Raw genomic sequence first — 21,335 nt, 5'->3', positions numbered from 1 at the left:
TTACCGTCTTTCCGGTAACGCAACATATAAACCCGGTCTGGCTTACCATCCGCGCCCAGGGCCTCCATGGAATAAATCCCCGGATATGTCGTTTTTTCCCGTGTCTGAAATTTTGGCATAATTTCACCTTACCCCACACCATGGTTAAACCCGGTTTAAAACCCGAAAACACTTTTTACCCCACACTCTACCCCACACATAATTTCATTTTAGCGTGTTTTATCGTGCAGTCAAGTGAATATTAAAATAAAAGAAAGTATATAATTTCAAGATATTTGTGAACCAAAAAGATAAACCGTGAAAAGTCGTGAAAATGTATATTTTCGGGTTCTGGCCCCGTTTATTAAGGTTCGAATCCTTATCCCTCAGCCAGATAATGACGGGGGTTTGCGGGGATTTACCGCAAACCCCTTTTTGCTTTTTGAGCGATTATTTCTGTTCTCCCTTTTACCCGGAATGTCCGCCCCGCGACAATATGGAAAAATCCGACCGGGCACGAACAAAGCAGAGACGTTGTAACTGGGCAAAGCATATGCTATAATCAAAATATTGTTTTATTCTGTTTACGGTTTATCTTTTTTGACCGGACGATTTTCATGTCAGGAGGTTCATCATGGCCAAATGGCAGGCAAAAAAACTTCAGCTCCCCAACCATAATTTCGAGACAACCGCCATCAAATTCGAAGACGGCCGTGTCGGCCTGTGTTATCACGGCAGCGTCATCTGGGAAGATCAGGGCGGCGGCTGGGAAGATTTTGTCGCGGCCGACTGGAGTACGGTCTGGAAGGAGGGGACGCCCTGTTCCTTCAATGACCTTCCCCCGGACATGCGGATCGCCTGCCCCGTCTGCGGAGGAAAAATTTCTCCCAAGGACAGAGAGTGCACGAAATGCGGCATTGTGTTCGAAAAGATGAAAGGCGAACCCGTTAAAACCGAATCGGCAGCTCCCGTTCCGCAGGAATCCGAAAAAAAATCGCGACCCAGGCTGGTGGACGTCAGCCTGGCCGTTTTCGCCCTGCTCATTGTCGGCGGGGTCGTTTTTTACACCCTTAAGCCGGCGCCCTCAGAGCCCCCCTCATCTACACCGCCGCCGGCGGAGGAACAGTCTGTGAGCGACCGGAGCCAGCCGCCCGTCACAAGGCCGGAAAGGTCCCGGGAACGTGCTCCCATAAGCAACGAGGAAGTGGCGACCGAGAGCCAGAGCGAAACCCTGGCCAATGATCCGGAAGAGCCGATCGCCGTCCCCGAGGAACAGTATTACAGCCATATCAACCTGGACGATCCGGAAACCGCCCGCGGGCAACTGGAGGAGGAAACCAGGCGAATCAATGAGGAGGCGGCGCAGGTCAAGGAGGAACTGGCCGCTGCCGTCACACCGGAAGAAAAACAGCGGGCCAGGGAGAACAAATACCGGTATGACCAGAAAGCCATTCAACTTTCGGAACTGATCCGGGAGTTTAACGCCCGCAAAAAGAGCGCTCAATAGCCGACCGGGCTATTACATTCCCTGTTTGAAAAACTGCTCATCCCTGACAACCGTTCCCGGCCGGGGCGTGTGTTCGGTGGGCACGGTTCCTTCCTTGAAGCACTCAAAAAAGGTTTCCCGGGATTCGGCAATGGGCAGCAGACCGGTTTCAGCGTCGATCCGGGCGAAGGCCACCCCCTCCGGCACGGTAAAGGACTGAACCGGTTTATCCCGCAGGATATCCTGCATGAACCCCAGCCAGATGGGACTGGCGGCATTGGCGCCGGTTTCTCCGGCGCCCAGGGACCGGGCCTTGTCAAAACCGACCCAGACCGCCGTCACATAATCCGGTGTGTAGCCCACAAACCAGGCATCATAAAGGTTGTCGGTGGTCCCCGTCTTTCCCGCCACCGGCCGGTTAAGGGCCTGCACTCTCTGGCCGGTACCCTCTTCCACCACCCCCTGCAGCAGGCTGGTCATGATGTAGGCCGTGGTTTTATCCATCACTTGGACCGAACCGGCCTTGTTTTCTTCCAGGACCCGCCCGTCACGGTCGATGATCCGCTCAATGAAAAGGGGGGTTATCCGTTCCCCCAAATTGGCGAAGACGGAATAGGCGATGATCAATTCGATCGGCGGTATTCCCGACGACCCCAGGGCGATTGAGAGGTCCTGGCTCAGCGGCGCGGTGATGCCCATTTTCTCGGCGTACGCGATCGCATAATCCACGCCGATGTCCTTGAGGATTTTAATGGTCGGAATGTTGTGGGATTTGACCAGGGCCAGGCGAAACAGGGTCGGTCCGAAAAATTTTTCTTCGTAGTTGTGGGGTTTCCAGACAAAATTGCGCTCCCGGTCTTCATAGACAATGGCTGAATCGACGATCATGCTGGCCGCTGTATAGCCTTTGTCCAGGGCGGCGGCGTAGATGATCGGCTTGAAGGCCGAGCCCGGCTGGCGTCTGGATTGAATGGCCCGATTGAACTGATTCTTGGAAAAATTCCGGCCGCCGACCATGGCTTTGACCCGTCCGGTTCCCGTTTCCATGCAGATCAGGGCCGACTCCACCGTCGGCGTCTGTTCCAGAAAAACCGGAACATCATCCGATCCGCCGGCCGGCGCGGCCATGGCCGTCTGCGGCGGCATGCTATCGGCAGTGGCCATGGCATCCGTCGCCGGGGGGATGGTCACGAGGATGACGTCCCCCACGGACAGAGCCTGGGACGGCCGGCTGATTCTGGCTGAAGGTAAATGCCAGGGAACTCTGGGATTGGGTTTCCTGGCCCAGGCCATATCCGCCAAGGAAATTCGGCCCCTGCCGCCGGGGAACCGGACCAGCACGGTTCCCTCGTCGTCGTCCACCTCGACCACCACGGCGGTAACCGTCCGTCCGTTTTCAGCGGTGTCCGCCGCCGCCGCGTCCCCGTTTTCGGACGTTGATGTCAATTCGGCCAGAAACGGTTCGATCTCCTGGATGTCCAGATGATCGATCGGACCCCGGTATCCCTGGCGCTTATCCAGGGCGCGCAATCCCCGGTCAATCTCCCGCCGGGCGGCCTCCTGCATGTCCACGTTGACGGCGGCATAAATTTGAAGCCCCTGATTGTAGAGCATATCCTTTCCGTACTTTTCTTCCACGTACTGCCGGACATACTCCGAATACCAGGGCGTCGTTTCCTGGAACCAGCTTTTCTTCGATTGGACAGCCACTTCCATTTCCCGTGCCGCGGCGGCTTCCTGCCCGGTGATATGGCCGCTTTCCATCATCTGATTCATGACATACAACTGCCGCTTTCTGGCCTGGGCCGGATACCGGAAGGGTGAGTAGCGGCTGGGTGCCTGGGGCAGACCCGCCAGCATGGCGCATTCAGCCAGATTCAGTTCCCCCACGGCTTTTCCAAAATAGTTTTCGGCGGCCGCCTCTACCCCGTAGGCGCCGTGCCCAAGGTAGATCTGGTTGAGATACAGAAAGAGAATATCTTCCTTGGAGAACCGCTTTTCAATGCGGTAGGAAAGAATCGCCTCCCTGGCTTTGCGGGCAAAGGTTTTTTCCGACGAGAGGAAAAAGGACTTGGCCACCTGCTGGGTGATGGTGCTGCCGCCCTGGACAATCTCGCCGGCGGTCATGTTCTTGATAACGGCGCGGACAATACTGACCAGATCGACGCCGGTATGCTGAAAGAACCGGGCGTCTTCGGCATCCACAAAGGCGTTGATCAGCTGCTCCGGAATTTCCGGCAGGGGCAGGACGATTCTCCGGCAATTATAGAACTCGGCGATTTTCCGGCCGTTGTCCGCGTGAACCGTGGTAATGGTCGGCGGCCGGTAATCCCGGAGCGAGGAAATTTCCGGCAGGTCCCGGCTGACATGGTAAAAGAAGGCCGCTCCGGCGCCCAGGGCCAGAACAATCAGGACCAGCCCGAGAATGAGGGCCCACTTGAAGACTTTCATGATCATTCGGAATCGAATCCTCCGCGCATCTGATCGTTCAGCTTGTTGCGGGCCAGAAATTCCCGGAAAGCCTTGGCGACAAAACGCGCCGGGAATTGGGGATGGGCCACGTAGGTGCGGGTCATCGACCGGAAACTTTCCAGCATCTCTTCAAAAACCGCGGCTTTCCGCGATGCGTCGATAAAATACCGTTCGCGCTTCTGCTCAAACACGACCTCATCCCCTGTCGCCTGTCGGAAGGTTGAAAAATCTTCCGGGGTGGCGTCCGGTGACTGGGGCTCTCTTACCGGCACCATGGCCCTGGCCGCCAGAGCCACCAGCCAGCGGTCTCCGGCCAGTTTCCGCGAGGCATCGTAAAGACGCAGGGTAACACCGTTGTCGAACGCTTCTTCGGTGAGCGGTTGCTGTTCCATGCTTCCCGAAACCCTTTATCAATAAATACGGGTAATATCAAACCCATTAGCCCGGATATTTCATGAAAATTTTTTATGAAATATCCGGGTCAGAACAATTCCATCTGCACCGGCCCGCCCCGGGGCTTTTTTCCCTTTCCCAGGCCGGCGCTTACCTTTAATCGGCTTTCAATATCTTCGGCAAAGGGGGAAATCCGTCTCTGTTCCATCTTACCGAAGATCTGACGCTGTTTGGCATAAGTAAAAAAAAGCTGATCCCGGGCGCGGGTCATGGCCACATAAAGCAGCCGGCGCTCCTCCGCCTCGTCTACCGCTTCATCCTCGCCGCGCTTCAAGGGGAGGTACCCGTCCTCGCAGCCGGCCACAAACACAACCGGAAATTCGAGCCCCTTGGCCGCGTGGATGGTCATCAGGCGCACCCGGTCCGCCTCGGGCAACTGGGCGTCCGCGTCCGAGGACAGATTCACCGCCGCCAGAAAGGCTCCGGGATCGAGCCCGCCCGCCGCCGCTTCCCGCACCAGCGCGTCGCAGGCATCCCGGGTCTTCTGACGGCTGTCGATGACCGCCCTGATGTCCGATCGCCTGACCAGAAGATACAGGAGCTGCTCCTCCGCGTCCAACGGCCGCATCTCATCCCGCATGGTCAGCAGGCTGCCCGCCAGAGCGGCCAGCCGGTTCTGGACGGCGCTGCCGATGCCGTCAACGGGAAAGCGGATCAGCGCCCGCATCATTCTCTCTACCGAAAAGCCGTGTTTCCGTTTCCAGGCGGCCAGCGCTTCTCTGGCTTGAGGCGTTATTTTGCCCCCGCCGGCGGCCAGCACCCGCTCAAAATCCATCATGGTGCCGCCGTCATTGCACAGCCGCCACAGGGAAATCAGTTCCGCCATGCCTTTGGCGGCATACATGTTTTCCCGGCTGACCAGATGAAAGGGAATGCCGGCGGCGCCCAGCACATCGGCGAAGATATTTCCCTGGGCCCGGGTCCGGAAAAGAACGGCGATGTCCGCAAACCCATAGGCGTTGCGGTCATCCTCGTAGCCGGCCTGGCCGGAATCCACGGAAAAAAAACCCAGCCCGCCGACCAGAGATTCGATGGTTTTGCCGACAAAGGTGGCTTCGGCCCGGTCCGTGGCCAGGCCGGCCACGGTGATGACCGGCAATCCCGTGATCCCCGAATAGACCCTGACCCGGCGGTCATTGTCCGGCTGCCGGCTGATGACGTGATAGGAGGCCGAAAGGATCGTTTCGGTGGAGCGGTAGCTCCGGTCCAGGCAGACGGTCGCGGCGTTCGGAAAATCCCGGTCAAACGTCTGGAAGAAAGCGGCATCCGATCCCCGGAAACCGTAAATCGCCTGATCCGGATCGCCGATGACGCAGATGTTGCCGTCCGGCGGCACCAGCGCCCGGATCAGCCGGTACTGGGCGTAGTTGATATCCTGATACTCATCGACGAACACGTAAGGAAACCGCCGCCGGCAGTCTTCGCGAAAGGCGTCGTCCTGTTCCAGGCGATGGACGACGGCAGCGATCAGATCTTCAAAGTCCATAAGACCGGCGGACGACATCAGGCGCTGGTAGCTTTGATATACCGTGGACAGGATCTCCGGCGGCAGGCCGCCGGCAATGGCGGAAAGGTCATCCGCGGACGAGAGCAGTCGTTGTTTGGCCCGGGCGATGACTTCCGCGAAACGGCCGGGAGACAGTTTTCCGACCGTTTCGGCCATGGCCGCGCTCTCGACGGCATCGGCCATCATCTGCCGCTGATCGGTTTCGTCCAGGATCACCGGGACCGTTTCCGGTCCTTCCTTTAAAAGCGAAAAGCAGAAGGCGTGAAAGGTGGACACCTGCGGCCGGCCGGATGCTTTATCGACCATTTGCTCAATCCGCCGGGCCATTTCAGCCGCGGCCCGGTTGGTAAAGGTAATGGCCAGGATGTTTTCGGCGGCAACCCTGTTTTCCCGGATCAGACGGGCGATGCGGCAGGTGAGGGTATGGGTTTTCCCGGAACCCGGACCGGCGACGATCATCAGCGGGCCGTCGCCGTGGCTGACGGCTTCCATCTGCCGGCTGTTGAGGCCCTTGAAGGGATCCGCCGGCTGATCGGCAGCCGGTTCGCCGCCGGCGGCGATGCCGGGCAGGGAGGGCTGGACATCGGGTTTTCTGGCGGCAACGGTTACCCGCAAGGCAAGGGTCCGCCGGCCGCCCGCGTCCGTCTTGCCGGTATCATCGGGGAAAAGGTGCTGCTGCCCCTGGAGGGCTTCTTTCTCGTCTTCCGTAAACACCCGGACCCGGCCGTACTCTCCGTCATAACCGGGGGTCAGATGGACATGGCCGTCCCGGACGCGTCCGACGGCCACATCCAGCAGGGCCACCCCGCTTTTTCTGATCTCCTCGGCCGGCAGGGTGTACAGCACGTCGAACTCCGGCCCCAGTTTTTCCAGGACCCCGTCATAGGCGGCGGCGACTTTTTTTGATTTTGACCCCACCCCCGCGATTTCCGACAGGATCTCCTCCAGGGGAACCAGGCTGTAATAAGGATGGTGGCGGCCCGGTTTTTTCCCCGGTTCCCGGTCGGCCAGTTCCTCCACCCGGTATAAAACACCGAGGGTCAGGGGCTTGCCGCAGGCCGGGCAGAGGCCGTGGTACTGCCGGGTGATGTCGGGAGAAAAGCAGACCCCGCAGGCGCGGTGGCCGTCAAAATGATATTTCCCTTCCTCGGGAAAGAATTCATAGGTTCCCAGAAACTGCGCCGGATCACCGGTTTTGATGGCCCGGCGCAGGTCGGGATAGGATAGCGCCGTATCCAGGATGCAGGCTTCCCGGCCCAGTTTTGACGGGGAGTGGGCATCGGAATTGGACACCAGGGTCAGGCCGTCGATGCCGGATACCCGCCAGTTCATGGCCGGGTCGGAGGACAGGCCGGTTTCCACGGCAAAGATGTGGGGCGTCAGGTCCTCAAAGCAGTCGCCGATGGCGTCAAACCCGGATTTGGACCCGAACAGGGAAAACCAGGGCGTCCAGATATGGGCCGGGATGAGAAAGGCGTCGGCGGAGGTTTCCAGGACGATCTCCAGCAGGTTTCTGGCGTCAAGGCCCAGGATCGGCCGTCCGTCCGAGCGGATATTGCCGATGGCCTCCAGCCGGGTATTGAATCGCGCCGCCGTATCCAGGTCCGGCATGAAGACCAGATGATGGTTTTTCCGGGTCCGGTCGTTTTTTTTGTAGATGTTGCTGATTTCGGTGGACAGGATAAACCGCACCGGCCGCCGGCAGGAAGGGGGAACCCGCTGGTCGCAGGCCTCGGCGATCTCCTTTTTCAACCGGAACAGACCGTCCTCCGCCGGCTCCAGTTTTTCCCGCAGTTCGGCGAACCACTCCGGATGGGTGAAATCGCCGGTGGCGACTACGGTGATTCCTTTTAACTGGGAAAAAATATGAAGATGCTCCAGGTCCAGATCCCGGGCCGTTGCCCGGGAAAATCTGGAATGAACATGGAGATCGGCGATATACCGCATGCTATCCCCTCGATCCCTTGAATCCTTGACCCCTTGAACCCTTTTGTCTTTCCAGCGCTATCATTTTCTCTTTCATTTCGCAACCCGACGCGAAACCGCCGATGCTGCCGTCCGACCGCACCACCCGGTGGCAGGGAATGATGACCGGAAAGGGGTTCTTGTGCAGGGTGTTGCCGGCAAACCGGGCGCCGCGGGGAAAACCGGCCATGCCGGCCACCTCAGCGTAGGTGCGGGTGGCGCCATAGGGGATTTGGCGGACGGCTTTCAAAACAAGCCGCTCGTTGGCGGTCAGCTGTTCCAGGGCCAGCCATTTTCCGGGGATCACGGCCGGTCCGCAGCCGTCAAAATAATCCGCCAGGGCTTGCCCGACCAGGATGGCCGATGGATGGACCGCCCCGGTTTCCAGTTTTGAATCCGGTCCGGCTTTGTTTATGCTGCCCGGGAGGGTGATGCCAAAAAGAAGAAAAGGCTCGCCGGCATAAGTCAGGCAACACCGGCCCCAGGCCGTTTCAACCCATAAGCGGTATAATGTTCGATCCGTTGATTGCCTTCCGGTTCCGGTCCTGACGCCGCGCATCATTCACATCCGTTGATTAAGTTTCCCTGCTCGTCAAAAGCCATCTCCGCCCACGTTCCGTCCAGCGATAGGCCCTCGATTTCCAAAATTTCCTTCTCAAAGACCCGGGAAACCGCCAGGGTCTCCAGATGCCGGGTATCCTGAATACGGATAATGCGGGCGGATTCCGGAGAAACAAGGCCGCAGCTTTGCGCCGCGGCGACGATGGCTTCCCGGTCGGAATCAAAGGCCACGGGGATGGCCGCTTTTTCCGGCGAGATGGCGGCCAGGGCGTTGACCAGGGTCTTCTTCCGGTCGATGGCATTGACCAGCCGGGTGGTGGTGAAGTCCGCCAGGCCGATGCCGTTGGCGTTGCCGTCGCTGGCCGGGGAAAGGTCCCTGACGAATATCCGCCTGGCGTGAGGTGCCGTGAAGAAATCGCCGGTGATGTCCCGGTGCCGGCCGGTGACATTGGAGTCCATGCCGATGCCGCTGATGTCCTTGCCGATCCGATCAACCACCAGGAGGTCCACGTTGTCAAAGGGAATGCGGGCCATGTTCCGGTAGGCTTCGGCCAGCAGCTTTTTCTCCTCTTCTATCAGGCCGGCGGCAGGTAAGGCTTCCACGCGGGAGATCCGGCCGCGGCCGTCTTCCAGGATGGCCAGTCCGCCCAGGACGCGGCCGGTGGCGATAATCTGTTCGGCGGCCTGGCGGATGACGTCAAAGGTCCGGGTGACGACGGCAAATCGGTGAATTTCCCTGGCGCCGTCTGCCTTGCCCAGACCCACCGCCAGCATTTTGGCCAGGCCGCTCTCGATGTCCCCGATATACTTGGTGTGGGGCTTGATTCGGTTGACGGGGAAAATTAAGTCCGCGTCCAGGGCCTCCCTGGCGACAAAGATGTTCATGCCGCAGGAAAGCCGGCCGACGGCAGCCGTGGCCATGTCGGACCGGACGGGCACGCCTATGGCGGCCGCGGTAATTCCCAGGCCGGCCAGAATTTTTTCCTGACCTTCCGGGGTGGCGCCCCCGTGGCTGCCCATGGCCGGAACAATAAAGGGTGAACAGCCGATACGTTTAAAAAACGCCGCGCAGGCGGCGGTGATCCGGTCGATGGCGTCGATTCCCCGGCTGCCCACGGCCAGGGCGATCCGGGCCCCTTTCCCCGCTTTACGGATTTCCGGGCAGGACCCCAGGGCGGCGGCCACGGCGCCTTTAACGTCCGTCAGCGGACTGGCGTAAAGCCGCTGCCTGACCCGGACCATTTGCGGGAACTTGATAGGGCTCATAGGCTATAAACCAAAAAAAACCCGGCTTTTATCATAAAGGTAAAAGCCGGGATCAAAGATTCTGCCAGTTGTAATCAAACCAGCGCGGGTCGACTAAATTTCTTCGACGGTTATGGCGCCCTGCTCGCAGACTTCGACGCAGGTTTCGCAACCAAGGCATTCGTCCATGTTCACGGGCACGGATTTTTCATCCTGAAGCTCGAACACCTCAACCGGGCAGTTGTCAACGCAGTCTTCACAACCGGTGCATTTGCTCTCGTCAACCGTTACGTTATAACCCATTTTGCCAGCCTCCTTTTAAGTTGAATGTTTTATCTGATCGTCAGCCTTGACATTGAATTGTCGTTCTTTGAAAAGGTCCTGATAAATCATAGAAAATCCTCTATACCACCCTAAAAACCAAAGTCAAGAGATTAAAACCGTTCCCCTGTAAAATTTCAGAGATACTCTTTATGCCGGGAAAACAGCCGCCACAATGGTTGATTCAACCGATTGTTTTTCCTGGTGTTTTAGTCTTTCCGGGGACGGGGTTTGAAGCTTTTTCAAAAAATCACGAGGGGATATCTCAGCCAACCGGATCACCGTTAAAAAGGCGCCGGGCTTTTTTAACGGACAGGGGGGCGGAGCGCCGGCGTCACCCTTCAGCAGGCCGTTGAAAAAAGCCGACAGGTCCTGCCGCCACAAAGACAAGACCGGATCATCCCGGTGCGGCAAATCCCCGGGAGCGGGGATGTTCTCCCATGTCGCGGTATGACTTTCAAAATGATCCATAACGGCGGCAAAGACCGCCCGGCTGGGCGTGACAAATAATGAAGGGAGGGCGTCGTTTTCCGACGTCAGCATGGACCAGGCAGTCAGCCGTTCCCGGGTCATCAGTTCACCGGTATCGGCGGTCAGGCTTTGCGCCGCCGGAACGGTCAGATCCTCCTGATCATCATCATCGTCATCCCCATGCAGGGCCGCCAGCATGGTCAGTTCCTTTTCGCTTTGCAGCAGGAGATCTTCGGCGATGTCCGCCTGGGCGCGGTCATAGTTGCCGGTCATGCGCAGGAAGACGCGCGCGGCCAGGAGCAGGTCCGGTTCTTTTTCCGTGCGGGAAGAGGCATGGACGATGTCCTGTTTTAAAAAGGAAATGGTTGATTCGTCGAAAAAGGGGATGGTGCTGCCCGACATCTTGAAAAAGGAAATATCCGTGCCCCGGTTGGCCTGGCGCCACTGGCGGTATTCCTGAAATATCCGGTCCGCCTGAAGACCGCTGTCGGCCAGGGGGTTGACCGCCGTGACCAGGCCGGTTTTCAGCACGTCCGGGTCCATATCGCCGGCTGCGGAATCCGTGGGCAGATACACCCGGATGCGATCGAAGCAGGCCAGCAGCATCCCGGCGGTTTTTTCATCCAGGCAGGTAAAAGGGAAAAGAACGGGTTCGAGCATGACAGGTTTCGACCAATATAAGGGTTTAAGGTTCAGGGTTCAAGGACCCCTTGAGCCCTTGGTGCTAAATAAGTTCTAATCGCGCTTGGTATCTACCACCGCAACCCCCATTTCCTGCAGGGTCTTACGCAGTTCATCGGCCAGGGCCCAGTTTTTTTCCTTCCGGGCCTGGTCCCGCTGCCGCATCAACGCCTGAACCCGGGCCGAGGTATCCGCGGCCGGTTCTGAAAAATCAAAAAGGTTCAATACCTGGTCGATCTGCGCAAAAGCGTCCATGATTTTTTGCGCGTCAGCGCCATCCAGGGCGCCGTCCGCCAGAAAGGTGTTGATCTGCTTGATGTTTTTGAAAATGCTGGCCAGGGCCTCGGAGACATTCAGGTCATCGTCCATGGCGTCGACCACGCCCTGGCGGATATTATAAATGATCTGGTCGATCTCCTGCCGGGTGGCGCGCTCCTTTTCCGGTTTGTCCCCGGACGGTTTTCCGGCAATGGCGGCCAGGGCCCTGACACAGTTGTCCAGGCGGGCCAGGGAGCGGGCGGCCATGTCCACGCTTTCCCGCGAAAAGGTCAGGGGCTTGCGGTAATGGACCGAAACAAACCAGTAGCGCAGCTGGCGGCCGGTCAGGCCGGCGGCCAGGGCCTCTTCAATGGTCATGACGGCGGGTTTCCAGGCGCCGCTCTCTTCCGACAAAACCGTTTCGCAATGAATCCAGAACCGGGCCGGCGTTTTGCCGGTCAGGGCCCGGGATATGGCCTGTTCGTTTTCATGGTGCGGGAAGACCAGGTTAAAGCTGCCGGTATGAATATCAAACTGATCGCCCAGATATTTACGGGACATGGCCGCGCACTGCAGGTGCAACGACGGCCGGACATTGCCCCACTTGGTCTGGACGTAAAGACCTTTCTTTAATTCCCCCAGCCGGGCCCGCTTGAGCAGGGTAAAGTCGCGGGGATTGTCCTTTTCGTATTCGTCCAGGTCAACGGTGGCGCCCAGCCGGATCTTGTCGGCGTCGACCCGGGAAAGGTCGCCGTAATCCCCCAGGCTGGAAATGTCAAAATAGACGGACCGCAGCTTTTCATAGGCCACGCCCCTGGCGACCAGCTTCTCCGCCATATCCACCATTTCCGGGAACTCCTCGCTGGGCAGGGGGTATTTCTCGGCCGGCTTGACGCCCAGGGCGGCCAGGTCCTGCTTGATATGATCGATATACCCGCGGGTGAATTCGGTCAGGCTTTTACCGGCCTTTTCCGCGCCTTCGATGGTGTTGTCGTCAAAATCGGTGATGTTGACGATATGCCGGACGGCATATCCCCGGTAGATCAGGTAGCGGGACAGCACGTCGGCGAAGACCATGCGGCGGCAGTGGCCCAGGCTCATGCGGGCGTTGGCCGTAGGGCCGCAGGAATACATGGAGACCCGGCCCGGCGAGAGCGGCACAAAGTTCTCCTTCTGCCGGGTGGCGGTGTTGTAAAGCCGGATATCGACGGTCTCCCGCACGGCAAAAAGGGTGGTGCTTAAATAGCGCTCGCCGCTGTCCGGGAAAATGGTCACCACCGTGCCCTTTTCCAGCCGCATGGCTTCGGCGCAGGCCACGGCCATGGCCGCGCCGCTGCTCATGCCCACGAACAGCCCCTCCTCGGCGGCCAGGCGCCGGGCCATGGCAAAGGCTTCTTCGTCGTCTATGTTGGGCTTGTCGTCGAGCCACTTTCGGGAATAGATTTCAGGCTGATAGGACTCCTTCATGTTTTTCAGGCCCTGGATCTTGTGCCCCAGGAAGGGCTCCACCCCGACCATGCGGATATCGGGTTTGAGCTCCTTCAGCCGCCGGGCCAGGCCCATGGCCGTGCCGCTGGTCCCGAGCGTGGCCACCATGGTGTCTATTCGGCCCTCGGTCTGGCGCCAGATCTCCTCGGCGGTGCCGTAGTAGTGGGCCTTCCAGTTGGCCTCGTTGTTGAACTGATCGGTCATGTAGTATTTGTCGGGATTTTCCCGCACCAGCCGGTAGACCTCCTCGATGGCGCCGTCGGTTCCCAGGTGTCCCGGGGTCAGCAGGATTTCGGCGCCGCGACCCTTGAGAATGCGTTTGCGCTCCTCGCTGGCGTTTTCCGACATGGCCAGGCAGAGCCGGTAGCCCTTGATGGCGCAGACCATGGCCAGGCCGATGCCGGTATTGCCGCTGGTGGCTTCGATGACGATTTTGTCTTTGGTCAGCAGGCCGGACTTTTCCCCTTCCTCGATCATGTAAAGCGCGGCCCTGTCCTTGATGGACCCGCCCGGGTTCATGTATTCCAGCTTGGCCAGGATGCGGACCCCGGGCCGGGGGCAGATCCGCCGTATTTCCACCAGGGGGGTGTTGCCGATGAAGTCCAGGAGAGTGGTCATAGGGGGTTCCTTGGTTCTATATCAATTGGCCTTAAGGCAGAGCCCCATAGCACTATAGGGGTCAAGGGGCCGAGGGGTCCAGGGTTCAAGGGGACCGGGCGTCCATATCCCACAGGTTTCATTATGGCTCTTTTCACCATCACTTATTATTCAACTATTATTCTACCAGTCATTTTTGAAATTCGTCATCACCCGGTTTAACCGGGTGATCCAGATAAAATGCCTTTATCCCTTATTTGAAAGCTAACCCTTTTTGCAGATGATACCTTAAAACGTTCGTCATCCATATTGCCATAAGGGATATGTTCCCCTTCTTTCTCACCCTTGACCCCTCGACCCCTCGACCCCTCGACCCCTTTTCCCCACCCCCGCCAGTAACGCCTTCCGCACATCCTCCTCGCTGCCGTCGGCGTTGATGATCACAAACCGTTCCGGCTCCCGGGCGGCGATGGCCAGGTACCCGTCCCGGACCCGGTTGTGAAAATTGATGTCTTCTGTTTCAAAGCGGTGGTCGGCGGCGCCGTTACCGTTGCGGTTGATCCGCTCCCAGGCGCGTTCCAGGCCGGTTTCCGGAGGCAGGTCAAACAGGATCGTCAAATCCGGCTTCAGGCCGCCGGTGGCCACCCGGTTGAGCAGGCTGATCAGTTCCCGGTCAAGGCCCCGGGCCGCGCCCTGGTAGGCTTCGGTGGCATCAATAAACCGGTCGCAGATCACGGTTTTGCCTGCGTCCAGGGCCGGCCGGATGACGGTGCCCACGTGCTGGGCCCGGTCGGCCGCGTACAGAAAAAGCTCGGCCTCAGGCGTCATGCCATGGTTGGCGGGGTCCAGCAGGATCCCCCGGATCTTCAGCCCGGTCGGCGTTCCGCCCGGCTCCCGGGTAACGACGCAGTCGTGGCCGCGGTCTTCCAGAAACCGGACCAGGTGGGGCAGCTGGGTGGTTTTTCCCGCCCCCTCGGTTCCTTCCAGGGTAATGAACATGGCGCATTCTTTTTTATTGACAAAAACATACCACATTGTGGTATGAATAAGATGTTGTCTATTTATGACACCGACAAAGGAAAACCTCAAGAATTTTCTGGAGAAAACCGTGACCGGACAGGATTTTTCAGACCTGCGCAAGCGATTCGGCAAGACGCAGAAGCAGATGGCTCAGTTGCTGGGCGTTTCCATCAAGGCGGTGCACAGCTATGAACAGGGCTGGCGCTCGGTGCCCGATCACGTGGAAAAGCAGTTGCTGTTGCTGGCCGTCAGCGGTCACGGCCGCGGGGTCCGGCAGAGGGAGTGCTGGGTGGTCAACAAGTGCCCGGCCCAAATCCGGCGCCAGTGCCCGGCCTGGGAATTCAACCGGGGCACCCTGTGTTGGCTGATCAACGGCACCATCTGCCACGGCACGATCCATAAAACCTGGAAGGAAAAGATCCGGGTCTGCCGGTCCTGCCCGGTCCTGACGTCCCTGCTGGACGAAGCGCCGGACCAGAACCCTTCTTCAAAGGAGAAGGAAAAATGAAGAAAACACCCCGGCAAGCCTTTTCCACCCGGGTGGTTCATCACACCCGGCCCGACAGCCGCTGGCAGGGTGCCACCCTGCCGCCCATTTTTCAGAACGCGGCCTTTGCCCACGACACCGCCGAAAACCTGAACCAGACCTTTGCCGGTAAAACCGGGGATATGATCTACAGCCGGCTGTCCAACCCCACCAACCAGGCCCTGGAAAAGGTTCTGACCGATCTTGAAGGCGGGGCCGGGGCCATTGTCATGGCCTCGGGCATGGCCGCCATTGCCAATACCTGCCTGGCCCTGCTGCGGGCCGGGGACGAGTTCGTGGCCGGCACCTCTCTGTTCATGTCCACCTATCAGCTTTTTGCCAGCGTGTTTAAGAAATACGGCATCACGGCCGTGCCGGCGGATCCGACCGATCCGGCCGCGGTCCGGGCCGCCGTCACCGGGCGGACCCGCTTTGTCTACCTGGAGACCATCGGCAATCCGGCCATGGACGTTCCCGATATCCGGATCATGGCCGACACGGCCCACGGCCTCGGCCTGCCCCTGGTGGTGGACAACACCCTGGCCACGCCGTTTCTGTGCCGGCCCCTGGAACTGGGGGCCGACGCGGTCATCCACTCCACCACCAAGTACCTGTGCGGCCACGGCGCGGCCGTGGGCGGCGCCGTCATCGACGGCGGCGTATTTGACTGGAACCGGGACCGGTTCCCCGATTTCGGGCCTTTTGTGGAACGGAAAGGGCGGACGGCCCTGCTGGACAAAATCTGGCGCGAGCAGCACATCAATTTCGGCGCCACCCAGGCGCCCCTGCACAGTTACCTGACACTGATCGGCATCGACACCCTGGCCCTGCGCATGGAGCGCATTTGCGCCAACGCCCTGACCGTGGCCCGGTTTTTAAAGGGCCGGCCGGAGGTGGCCTGGGTCAACTATCCGGGCATTGAAGACCATCCCTGCCAGGCCGTGGCCGCGGCCCAGTTCGGCGGCAAAGGCTGCGGGGGCCTGCTGACCTTCGGGTTGAAAGACCAGGCCGCCTGCTTTGCCTTTATCAACCGGCTGAAGCTGGTTGTCCATCTGGCCAACCTGGGTGACTGCCGGACCCTGATCATCCATCCTTTTTCCACCCAGTATGTTTCCTTTGATGACGCCGTCCGGCAGCGCTTGCGCATCGGGCCGGAGATGCTGCGGCTTTCCGTGGGCATCGAAGACGCCGACGATATTTGCGCCGACCTGGGTCAGGCCCTGGAGCAGACCGGATGAGCGAATACATCGAACATGATCAGCGCGGGGCTTCGGTGGGCCTGGTTAAAAAACAGACCTTCACCTTTGCCGGGCCGCCGGATGAAATGACCCTGGAAAGCGGCGCCCGCCTGGGACCGGTGACCCTGGCCTTTGAAACGTACGGCCGGCTCAACGCCGACAAGAGCAATGTCGTGCTGGTGGCCCACGCCCTGACCGGCGATGCCCACGCCGCCGGGTGCTACAGCGAAGACGACCCCAAACCGGGCTGGTGGGACATCATGATCGGCCCGGGCAAGGGCATCGACACCGACCGGTATTTTGTGGTCTGCGCCAACGTCATCGGCGGATGCATGGGCTCCACCGGGCCGTCGTCAATCAACCCGGCCACGGGAAAGCCATATGGCGCCGGATTTCCGGTCATTACCATCGGCGACATGGTCCGGGCCCAGAAGGCCCTGCTGGATCATCTGGGCGTCGGCCGGTTGCTGACCGTGGTGGGCGGCTCCATGGGCGGCATGCAGGTGCTGGAGTGGGCCGTCCGCTATCCGGAAATGGTGGCCTCGGCCATTCCCCTGGCCACCACCACGCGCCACTCGGCCCTGGCCATCGCTTTTAACGAGGTGGCCCGCCAGGCCATCATGAGCGACCCCAACTGGAACAACGGGGATTACTACGGCGCTGCCAAACCGGACACGGGCCTGGCCGTGGCCCGGATGATCGGCCATATCACCTACCTTTCCGACGAAGCCATGCGCCGCAAGTTCGGACGACGTCTTCAGGACAAGGAGACTTTTTCCTTTGATTTTGGCGCCGACTTCCAGGTGGAGAGTTACCTGCGCTACCAGGGCGCCAGGTTCGTGGAACGGTTCGACGCCAATTCCTTTCTCTATATCACCAAGGCCGCCGACTACTTCGACCTGGAAGCCCAGCACGGTCATGGCTCGGCGGTGGAGGCTTTCGGAAAAACCCGGGCCCGCTTCCTGGTGGTCTCGTTTACCTCGGACTGGCTCTACCCCACCTACCAGTCCCGGGCCATGGTCACCGCCATGAAGAAAAACGGGCTGGACGTGAGCTTCTGTGAAATCGAGGCCGACTGGGGCCATGACGCCTTTCTGATTCCCAACCCGCGCTTGAGCGCGCTCATCAAAGGATTTCTGGACAGTGTATCCGCCGGATAACAATAATAAATATCAGACCGATTTCAAATCGAATCGGGATATGCGGTTTGATTTAGCCATCATCGCCTCCTGGATCGAGCCGGGTTCCCGGGTTCTGGGCCTGGGGTGCGGCGAAGGGGAACTGCTCCATTTCCTCAAGACGCATAAAAAGGTCCGGGAGACGGGCATCGAGATCATGGAGTCCCGGGTGGCCCGGTGCATTGAAAAGGGGTTGTGCGTGCTCCAGGGCGACATCAATCGCGAGGTGGAAGACTATCCGGACAACGCTTTTGATTACGTGATTTTAAGCCAGACCCTGCAGCAGGTCTTTGATCCGCCCCGGCTCATCGCCGCCATGCTCCGCATCGGCCAGAAGGCCATTGTCAGCTTTCCCAACTTCGGCCACTGGCGCATCCGGACCCAGCTCCTCTTCGGCGGCCGGGCCCCGGTCACCGAGCAGCTTCCCTATCAGTGGTACGACACGCCCAACATCCGCGTCCTGAGCATCCGGGATTTCCGCATTTTCGCCGGTCAGATGAAGATGCGCCTTGTCCGGGAGGTGGCCACATCTCCGGGCCGGACCTCGGACACCGGCGCCATTGTCCGCTTCTGGCCCAACCTCCTGGCCACCTACGGCATTTTTCAGCTCGAAAAAAAGTGACGGAAAAGTCCTATACCCGCCGATATCGTTGTTCGTAACACCCCGTGCCTTCTTTGCTTCCGATCGCCCTTAACCCGGATATTTTTTTGCTGTGTGCATGGATAAAAAGTGTTGTTTTTTACATTTAAAATAGACTAAAGTTTAAAATCAACACATCCAATTTTAACGGGAGGGGGATAATGTTCAAACAACGTACCATTGTCTTGCTTGTCCTGTCAGCCGTATTCGGCATCTTCGGGTTTAATGCCGGCAAAGCCATGGCCGATAAGGCCGTGTTCGGCCCGAAGCAGTATTCGCGAACCACTGCCGCGCAAAATGTTTATGAAGACAGCTTTACTGCCGCGGAAGGATCCGGTGAACTGATGATCCGCAACTGCGAAGAAGGCAGCATCCATCGTGTTACCAGCGCGCGAATTCTATTAAATGACGTCCCGGTTTTTACGCCTGAAGATTTCAAGCAGAACCAATTTGTCTTAAAATTTCCGCTCAGCTTAAGCCAGAGCAATAACCTCAAGATCGAAATCAGCGGCAAGCCCGGCACCTATCTGGTCATCGAGATCAGGCAGGGCGGTGTGACCAACCCGCCGACGGTATCCTTATCCGCCGATCCGGAGACAATTGCCGGCGGCGGGTCGTCGACTCTGACCTGGACCTCCACTGGTGCGGATACCGCGATCATTGAGCCGGGCGTGGGCAACGTGGATGCAAGCGGCTCACTGACGGTAACGCCCGGAGAAACAACCCTTTATAAAATCACCGTCTCCGGCCCGGGCGGAACTGCTACGACCGCCGCTGCCGTCAATGTGCTTTATCCGCCCACCGTGACTTTTAACGCCGCACCGTCCGAGATAAACGTCGGAGACACAGCCACGCTTTCCTGGACCACCACTCATGCCGATTCCGTGAACATTGAGCCGGGGATCGGTCCGGTTGAGTTGAACGGAACGCGGACGGTTTTGCCAGCGCAAAACACAACGTATACGATGACGGCCAGCGGCGCCGGCGGGACAAGAACCGCTTCCGTCACTATAACGGTTCATAACCCGCTGACCCTTCAAATTACATCACCCCTGGATGGCGCCCAAGTATCCGGCGGCACCATTTCCGTCAAAGGCGCCGTTAGCCATGCCGGAAACAAGGAAACCGGCGTGGCGGTGAACGGAATCCCCGCCATCATCAGCGACGGTCAGTTCAGAGCGGATCATGTCCCTTTGACTGATGGCGAAAATCTCCTCACCATCACGGCCACGGATGTTGATGGCCATATGATCAGTTCTTCGGTCCCCGTTCATGCCGACACCTCGGGTGATTATATCTGCCTGACCGCCGATCCGGTTCGGGGTATCCTGCCTTTTGAGACTAATCTGCGGATTACCGGATCATTTTATTTTACTGCTTCTGATATTTCTTACACAGGACCCGGCACCGTCACCTTTCTGGAAAGCAGCTATGATGAATACCGGCTTGCCATGGACATGCAAGGCGTTTATGTCCTTACGGCCACCGTAACGGATGACCTGGGTTATGCGCACACGAATTCCGTGGCCGTGCAGGTAGTAGAAGAAGCGGCGATAGATGCCTCGCTGCGGACAAAATGGGAAGGGATGAAAGCCGCCCTGACGGCCGGAGATGTGAACAGGGCCGTTGCATTCTTTGCTGGAAGCTCACGGGAAAGTTTTGATCAGCGATTTACCGCGTTGTCCTCTTTTCTGCCAGGAATCGCGGGAGGCATGGGCGGTATCCGGCTTGCGGAATTCCAGGGGGAACGGGCGGTATATGACATGGGAACCGTCATCAACGGGACAACTTATTCTTTTCAGGTTCTTTTTATCCTGGATACGGACGGGATATGGCGAATCGGGAGTTTTTAAAGCCTTCCATTTGAGAGGAAAATGCAGGCAATGAATCATATGACAGCATTAAACTTCACCACCACTTTGTTCGGTTACAGGCAGGGGCTTCGGGTCTGCCTGATGGCATTAATCCTGATGGTTTCAGCAGGGGTGTTCGTCGTGACGGAATGCGAGGCAGTGCTGATATTTCATAAGCCCGCGTATACCGGCAGGATAATCGATATGGAGACCAGGGAGCCCCTGGAGGGAGTTGTCGTGGTGACGGTTTATCAGATCGACGCCATTATCGGCGGCCCGGCAGGCGGGTGGAGTAAGGATATTCACGCCAAAGAGACGCTGACTGATAAGGACGGGGTGTTTCATATCCCAGCGTACACCACCCTGATCGGGCTGAATTCAAGGGCGTCATGGACAAAATTTATTATCTTCAAGCCCGGATACGCGAGTTATCCCTGGCAGCAGTTGAAAATAACACCCTTCCAACACTGCGGGCCGGAATGGTTGTTTGCCGGAAAGATAGGAACAACGACTGAAATTAATAAAAAAGACTATAACAACGGTATAGGTCGCGAATTGCCGGAGAAAATCACCGTAACCTTTGGTCTAGTGGAACTGCCGAAGTTGAATACATGGGAAGAAAGAAGAATAGGCAGCTCAATTTCGTCCCCTGATTTTAAAGTGCCTCTATTAGATCAAATGCTTAAAGATGAACATGATTGGCTAATGCGAAATCAAGGGTGGAGGAGATAGAAATGATGAAAAATCTGAAAAATATTTTATTGCTGTTCTTGTTCCTGTCAGTAGGAGTCCTGTCCGTGACGGAATGCGAGGCGGTGCTGATTTTTCATAAGCCGGCATATCAGGGCAAGATAATCGACATGGAGACAAAAGAGCCGCTTGAGGGAGTGGTGGTCGTAGCGGTTTATCAGATTGAATCCATTTTTGGTTACCCTGGCGGTGGGTGGGGAAAAGATATACACGCACAAGAAGTGTTGACCGATAAGGATGGTTTCTTCCGTATTCCGCCCTGTACGAGATTGGTCGGCCTTAATTCGAAGGCCGCAGAGACGCAATTTATTATTTATAAACCCGGTTACGCGAGTTATCCCGAACAACGAATAAAGATTATCCCTTTTCAGCACTGCGGGCCGTCTTGGCTGTTTATTGGAAAAACAGGAGCAACAACTGAAATTAATAAAAAAATTTATAAAAACGGTATTCTAACCGTTTTACCGGAAAAAATTACGATTACATTTGGGATAGTAGAACTACCGAAATTAAATACGTGGGAGGAAAGAGACAAAGCGCATTCAGTCCCTGGAACCGGTGATTTTAACCCGCCAATATTATACCAAATGGTTCAGAAAGAACATGAATGGTTAAAACAAAATCAAGGCTGGAGGAGACAATAAAT

General features: G+C 58.0%; 17 protein-coding genes. 8 read left to right on the top strand and 9 right to left on the bottom strand.

The features are described 5' to 3' along the window. Positions 1–613 precede the first annotated feature (613 nt). On the top strand, positions 614–1,486 hold the full coding sequence (locus AB1724_12215; GenBank protein MEW6078572.1) for a hypothetical protein: 873 nt from the start codon (positions 614–616) through the stop codon (positions 1,484–1,486). A 12-nt stretch (positions 1,487–1,498) separates the two neighbouring features. Here AB1724_12215 and AB1724_12210 read toward each other — a convergent pair whose 3' ends face one another. From AB1724_12210 to tmk, 9 genes are all read right to left on the bottom strand, one after another. Then, positions 1,499–3,922 carry a PBP1A family penicillin-binding protein gene (locus tag AB1724_12210; GenBank protein MEW6078571.1) on the bottom strand — a complete coding sequence of 808 codons (2,424 nt, stop codon included), beginning with the start codon at positions 3,920–3,922 and terminating at the stop codon, positions 1,499–1,501. Next, entirely contained in the window at positions 3,919–4,329 is a 411-nt protein-coding gene (locus tag AB1724_12205; GenBank protein ID MEW6078570.1) for a hypothetical protein, read from the bottom strand. Before AB1724_12205 ends, AB1724_12210 begins: the two co-directional genes overlap by 4 nt. 89 nt (positions 4,330–4,418) lie before the next feature. Next, a complete protein-coding gene (locus tag AB1724_12200; protein MEW6078569.1) occupies positions 4,419–7,844 on the bottom strand; it encodes a UvrD-helicase domain-containing protein in 3,426 nt (1,141 codons plus the stop codon). A gap of 1 nt (position 7,845) precedes the next feature. After that, positions 7,846–8,424, bottom strand: coding sequence for an MGMT family protein (locus AB1724_12195; GenBank protein ID MEW6078568.1), 579 nt, complete (start codon positions 8,422–8,424; stop codon positions 7,846–7,848). Beyond that, positions 8,421–9,689, bottom strand: a complete 1,269-nt coding sequence (locus AB1724_12190; GenBank protein ID MEW6078567.1) for a DUF362 domain-containing protein — start codon at positions 9,687–9,689, stop codon at positions 8,421–8,423. Before AB1724_12190 ends, AB1724_12195 begins: the two co-directional genes overlap by 4 nt. 93 nt (positions 9,690–9,782) lie before the next feature. Then, positions 9,783–9,971 (bottom strand): ferredoxin, encoded by a 189-nt coding sequence (locus AB1724_12185; GenBank protein ID MEW6078566.1) that lies wholly within the window; start codon positions 9,969–9,971, stop codon positions 9,783–9,785. Between the two features lie 168 nt (positions 9,972–10,139). Further along, a complete protein-coding gene (locus tag AB1724_12180) occupies positions 10,140–11,120 on the bottom strand; it encodes a hypothetical protein (protein MEW6078565.1) in 981 nt (326 codons plus the stop codon). Between the two features lie 75 nt (positions 11,121–11,195). Then, on the bottom strand, positions 11,196–13,505 hold the full coding sequence (gene cysS, locus AB1724_12175; protein MEW6078564.1) for a cysteine--tRNA ligase: 2,310 nt from the start codon (positions 13,503–13,505) through the stop codon (positions 11,196–11,198). A 318-nt stretch (positions 13,506–13,823) separates the two neighbouring features. Then, entirely contained in the window at positions 13,824–14,483 is a 660-nt protein-coding gene (tmk, locus tag AB1724_12170) for a dTMP kinase (GenBank protein MEW6078563.1), read from the bottom strand. A gap of 64 nt (positions 14,484–14,547) precedes the next feature. On the opposite strand from tmk, the gene AB1724_12165 reads away from it, so the two are divergent. From AB1724_12165 to AB1724_12135, 7 genes are all read left to right on the top strand, one after another. Then, a complete protein-coding gene (locus AB1724_12165; protein MEW6078562.1) occupies positions 14,548–15,012 on the top strand; it encodes a two-CW domain-containing protein in 465 nt (154 codons plus the stop codon). After that, positions 15,009–16,268: a PLP-dependent transferase gene (locus AB1724_12160; GenBank protein ID MEW6078561.1), complete on the top strand. Its 1,260-nt coding sequence runs from the start codon at positions 15,009–15,011 to the stop codon at positions 16,266–16,268. The genes AB1724_12165 and AB1724_12160 overlap by 4 nt, the downstream gene beginning before the upstream one ends. Continuing rightward, positions 16,265–17,428: a homoserine O-acetyltransferase gene (locus tag AB1724_12155; protein ID MEW6078560.1), complete on the top strand. Its 1,164-nt coding sequence runs from the start codon at positions 16,265–16,267 to the stop codon at positions 17,426–17,428. The genes AB1724_12160 and AB1724_12155 overlap by 4 nt, the downstream gene beginning before the upstream one ends. Before the next feature lie 40 nt (positions 17,429–17,468). Beyond that, positions 17,469–18,068 (top strand): methionine biosynthesis protein MetW, encoded by a 600-nt coding sequence (metW, locus tag AB1724_12150; GenBank protein MEW6078559.1) that lies wholly within the window; start codon positions 17,469–17,471, stop codon positions 18,066–18,068. A 179-nt stretch (positions 18,069–18,247) separates the two neighbouring features. Continuing rightward, complete coding sequence (locus AB1724_12145) at positions 18,248–19,939, top strand: hypothetical protein (protein MEW6078558.1); 1,692 nt, start codon at positions 18,248–18,250, stop codon at positions 19,937–19,939. A 30-nt stretch (positions 19,940–19,969) separates the two neighbouring features. Further along, complete coding sequence (locus AB1724_12140) at positions 19,970–20,671, top strand: hypothetical protein (GenBank protein ID MEW6078557.1); 702 nt, start codon at positions 19,970–19,972, stop codon at positions 20,669–20,671. 2 nt (positions 20,672–20,673) lie between these two features. Continuing rightward, positions 20,674–21,333, top strand: coding sequence for a hypothetical protein (locus tag AB1724_12135; GenBank protein ID MEW6078556.1), 660 nt, complete (start codon positions 20,674–20,676; stop codon positions 21,331–21,333). The last annotated feature ends 2 nt before the right edge of the window (positions 21,334–21,335 follow it).

The sequence above is a fragment of the Thermodesulfobacteriota bacterium genome (genome assembly GCA_040753795.1).
Lineage (GTDB): Bacteria > Desulfobacterota > Desulfobacteria > Desulfobacterales > Desulfosudaceae > JBFMDX01.
Note: the sequence above shows the minus strand (reverse complement) of the source record. Positions and strands in the feature narration are given on the sequence as shown.

Excerpts from the sequence above, each read along its gene's own strand:
- AB1724_12215 (MEW6078572.1), top strand. The coding sequence starts at position 614 with ATGGCCAAATGGCAGGCAAAAAAACTTCAGCTCCCCAACCATAATTTC.
- AB1724_12210 (MEW6078571.1), bottom strand. The coding sequence starts at position 3,922 with ATGATCATGAAAGTCTTCAAGTGGGCCCTCATTCTCGGGCTGGTCCTG.
- AB1724_12205 (MEW6078570.1), bottom strand. The coding sequence starts at position 4,329 with ATGGAACAGCAACCGCTCACCGAAGAAGCGTTCGACAACGGTGTTACC.
- AB1724_12200 (MEW6078569.1), bottom strand. The coding sequence starts at position 7,844 with ATGCGGTATATCGCCGATCTCCATGTTCATTCCAGATTTTCCCGGGCA.
- AB1724_12195 (MEW6078568.1), bottom strand. The coding sequence starts at position 8,424 with ATGATGCGCGGCGTCAGGACCGGAACCGGAAGGCAATCAACGGATCGA.
- AB1724_12190 (MEW6078567.1), bottom strand. The coding sequence starts at position 9,689 with ATGAGCCCTATCAAGTTCCCGCAAATGGTCCGGGTCAGGCAGCGGCTT.
- AB1724_12185 (MEW6078566.1), bottom strand. The coding sequence starts at position 9,971 with ATGGGTTATAACGTAACGGTTGACGAGAGCAAATGCACCGGTTGTGAA.
- AB1724_12180 (MEW6078565.1), bottom strand. The coding sequence starts at position 11,120 with ATGCTCGAACCCGTTCTTTTCCCTTTTACCTGCCTGGATGAAAAAACC.
- cysS (MEW6078564.1), bottom strand. The coding sequence starts at position 13,505 with ATGACCACTCTCCTGGACTTCATCGGCAACACCCCCCTGGTGGAAATA.
- tmk (MEW6078563.1), bottom strand. The coding sequence starts at position 14,483 with ATGTTCATTACCCTGGAAGGAACCGAGGGGGCGGGAAAAACCACCCAG.
- AB1724_12165 (MEW6078562.1), top strand. The coding sequence starts at position 14,548 with ATGACACCGACAAAGGAAAACCTCAAGAATTTTCTGGAGAAAACCGTG.
- AB1724_12160 (MEW6078561.1), top strand. The coding sequence starts at position 15,009 with ATGAAGAAAACACCCCGGCAAGCCTTTTCCACCCGGGTGGTTCATCAC.
- AB1724_12155 (MEW6078560.1), top strand. The coding sequence starts at position 16,265 with ATGAGCGAATACATCGAACATGATCAGCGCGGGGCTTCGGTGGGCCTG.
- metW (MEW6078559.1), top strand. The coding sequence starts at position 17,469 with ATGCGGTTTGATTTAGCCATCATCGCCTCCTGGATCGAGCCGGGTTCC.
- AB1724_12145 (MEW6078558.1), top strand. The coding sequence starts at position 18,248 with ATGTTCAAACAACGTACCATTGTCTTGCTTGTCCTGTCAGCCGTATTC.
- AB1724_12140 (MEW6078557.1), top strand. The coding sequence starts at position 19,970 with ATGAATCATATGACAGCATTAAACTTCACCACCACTTTGTTCGGTTAC.
- AB1724_12135 (MEW6078556.1), top strand. The coding sequence starts at position 20,674 with ATGATGAAAAATCTGAAAAATATTTTATTGCTGTTCTTGTTCCTGTCA.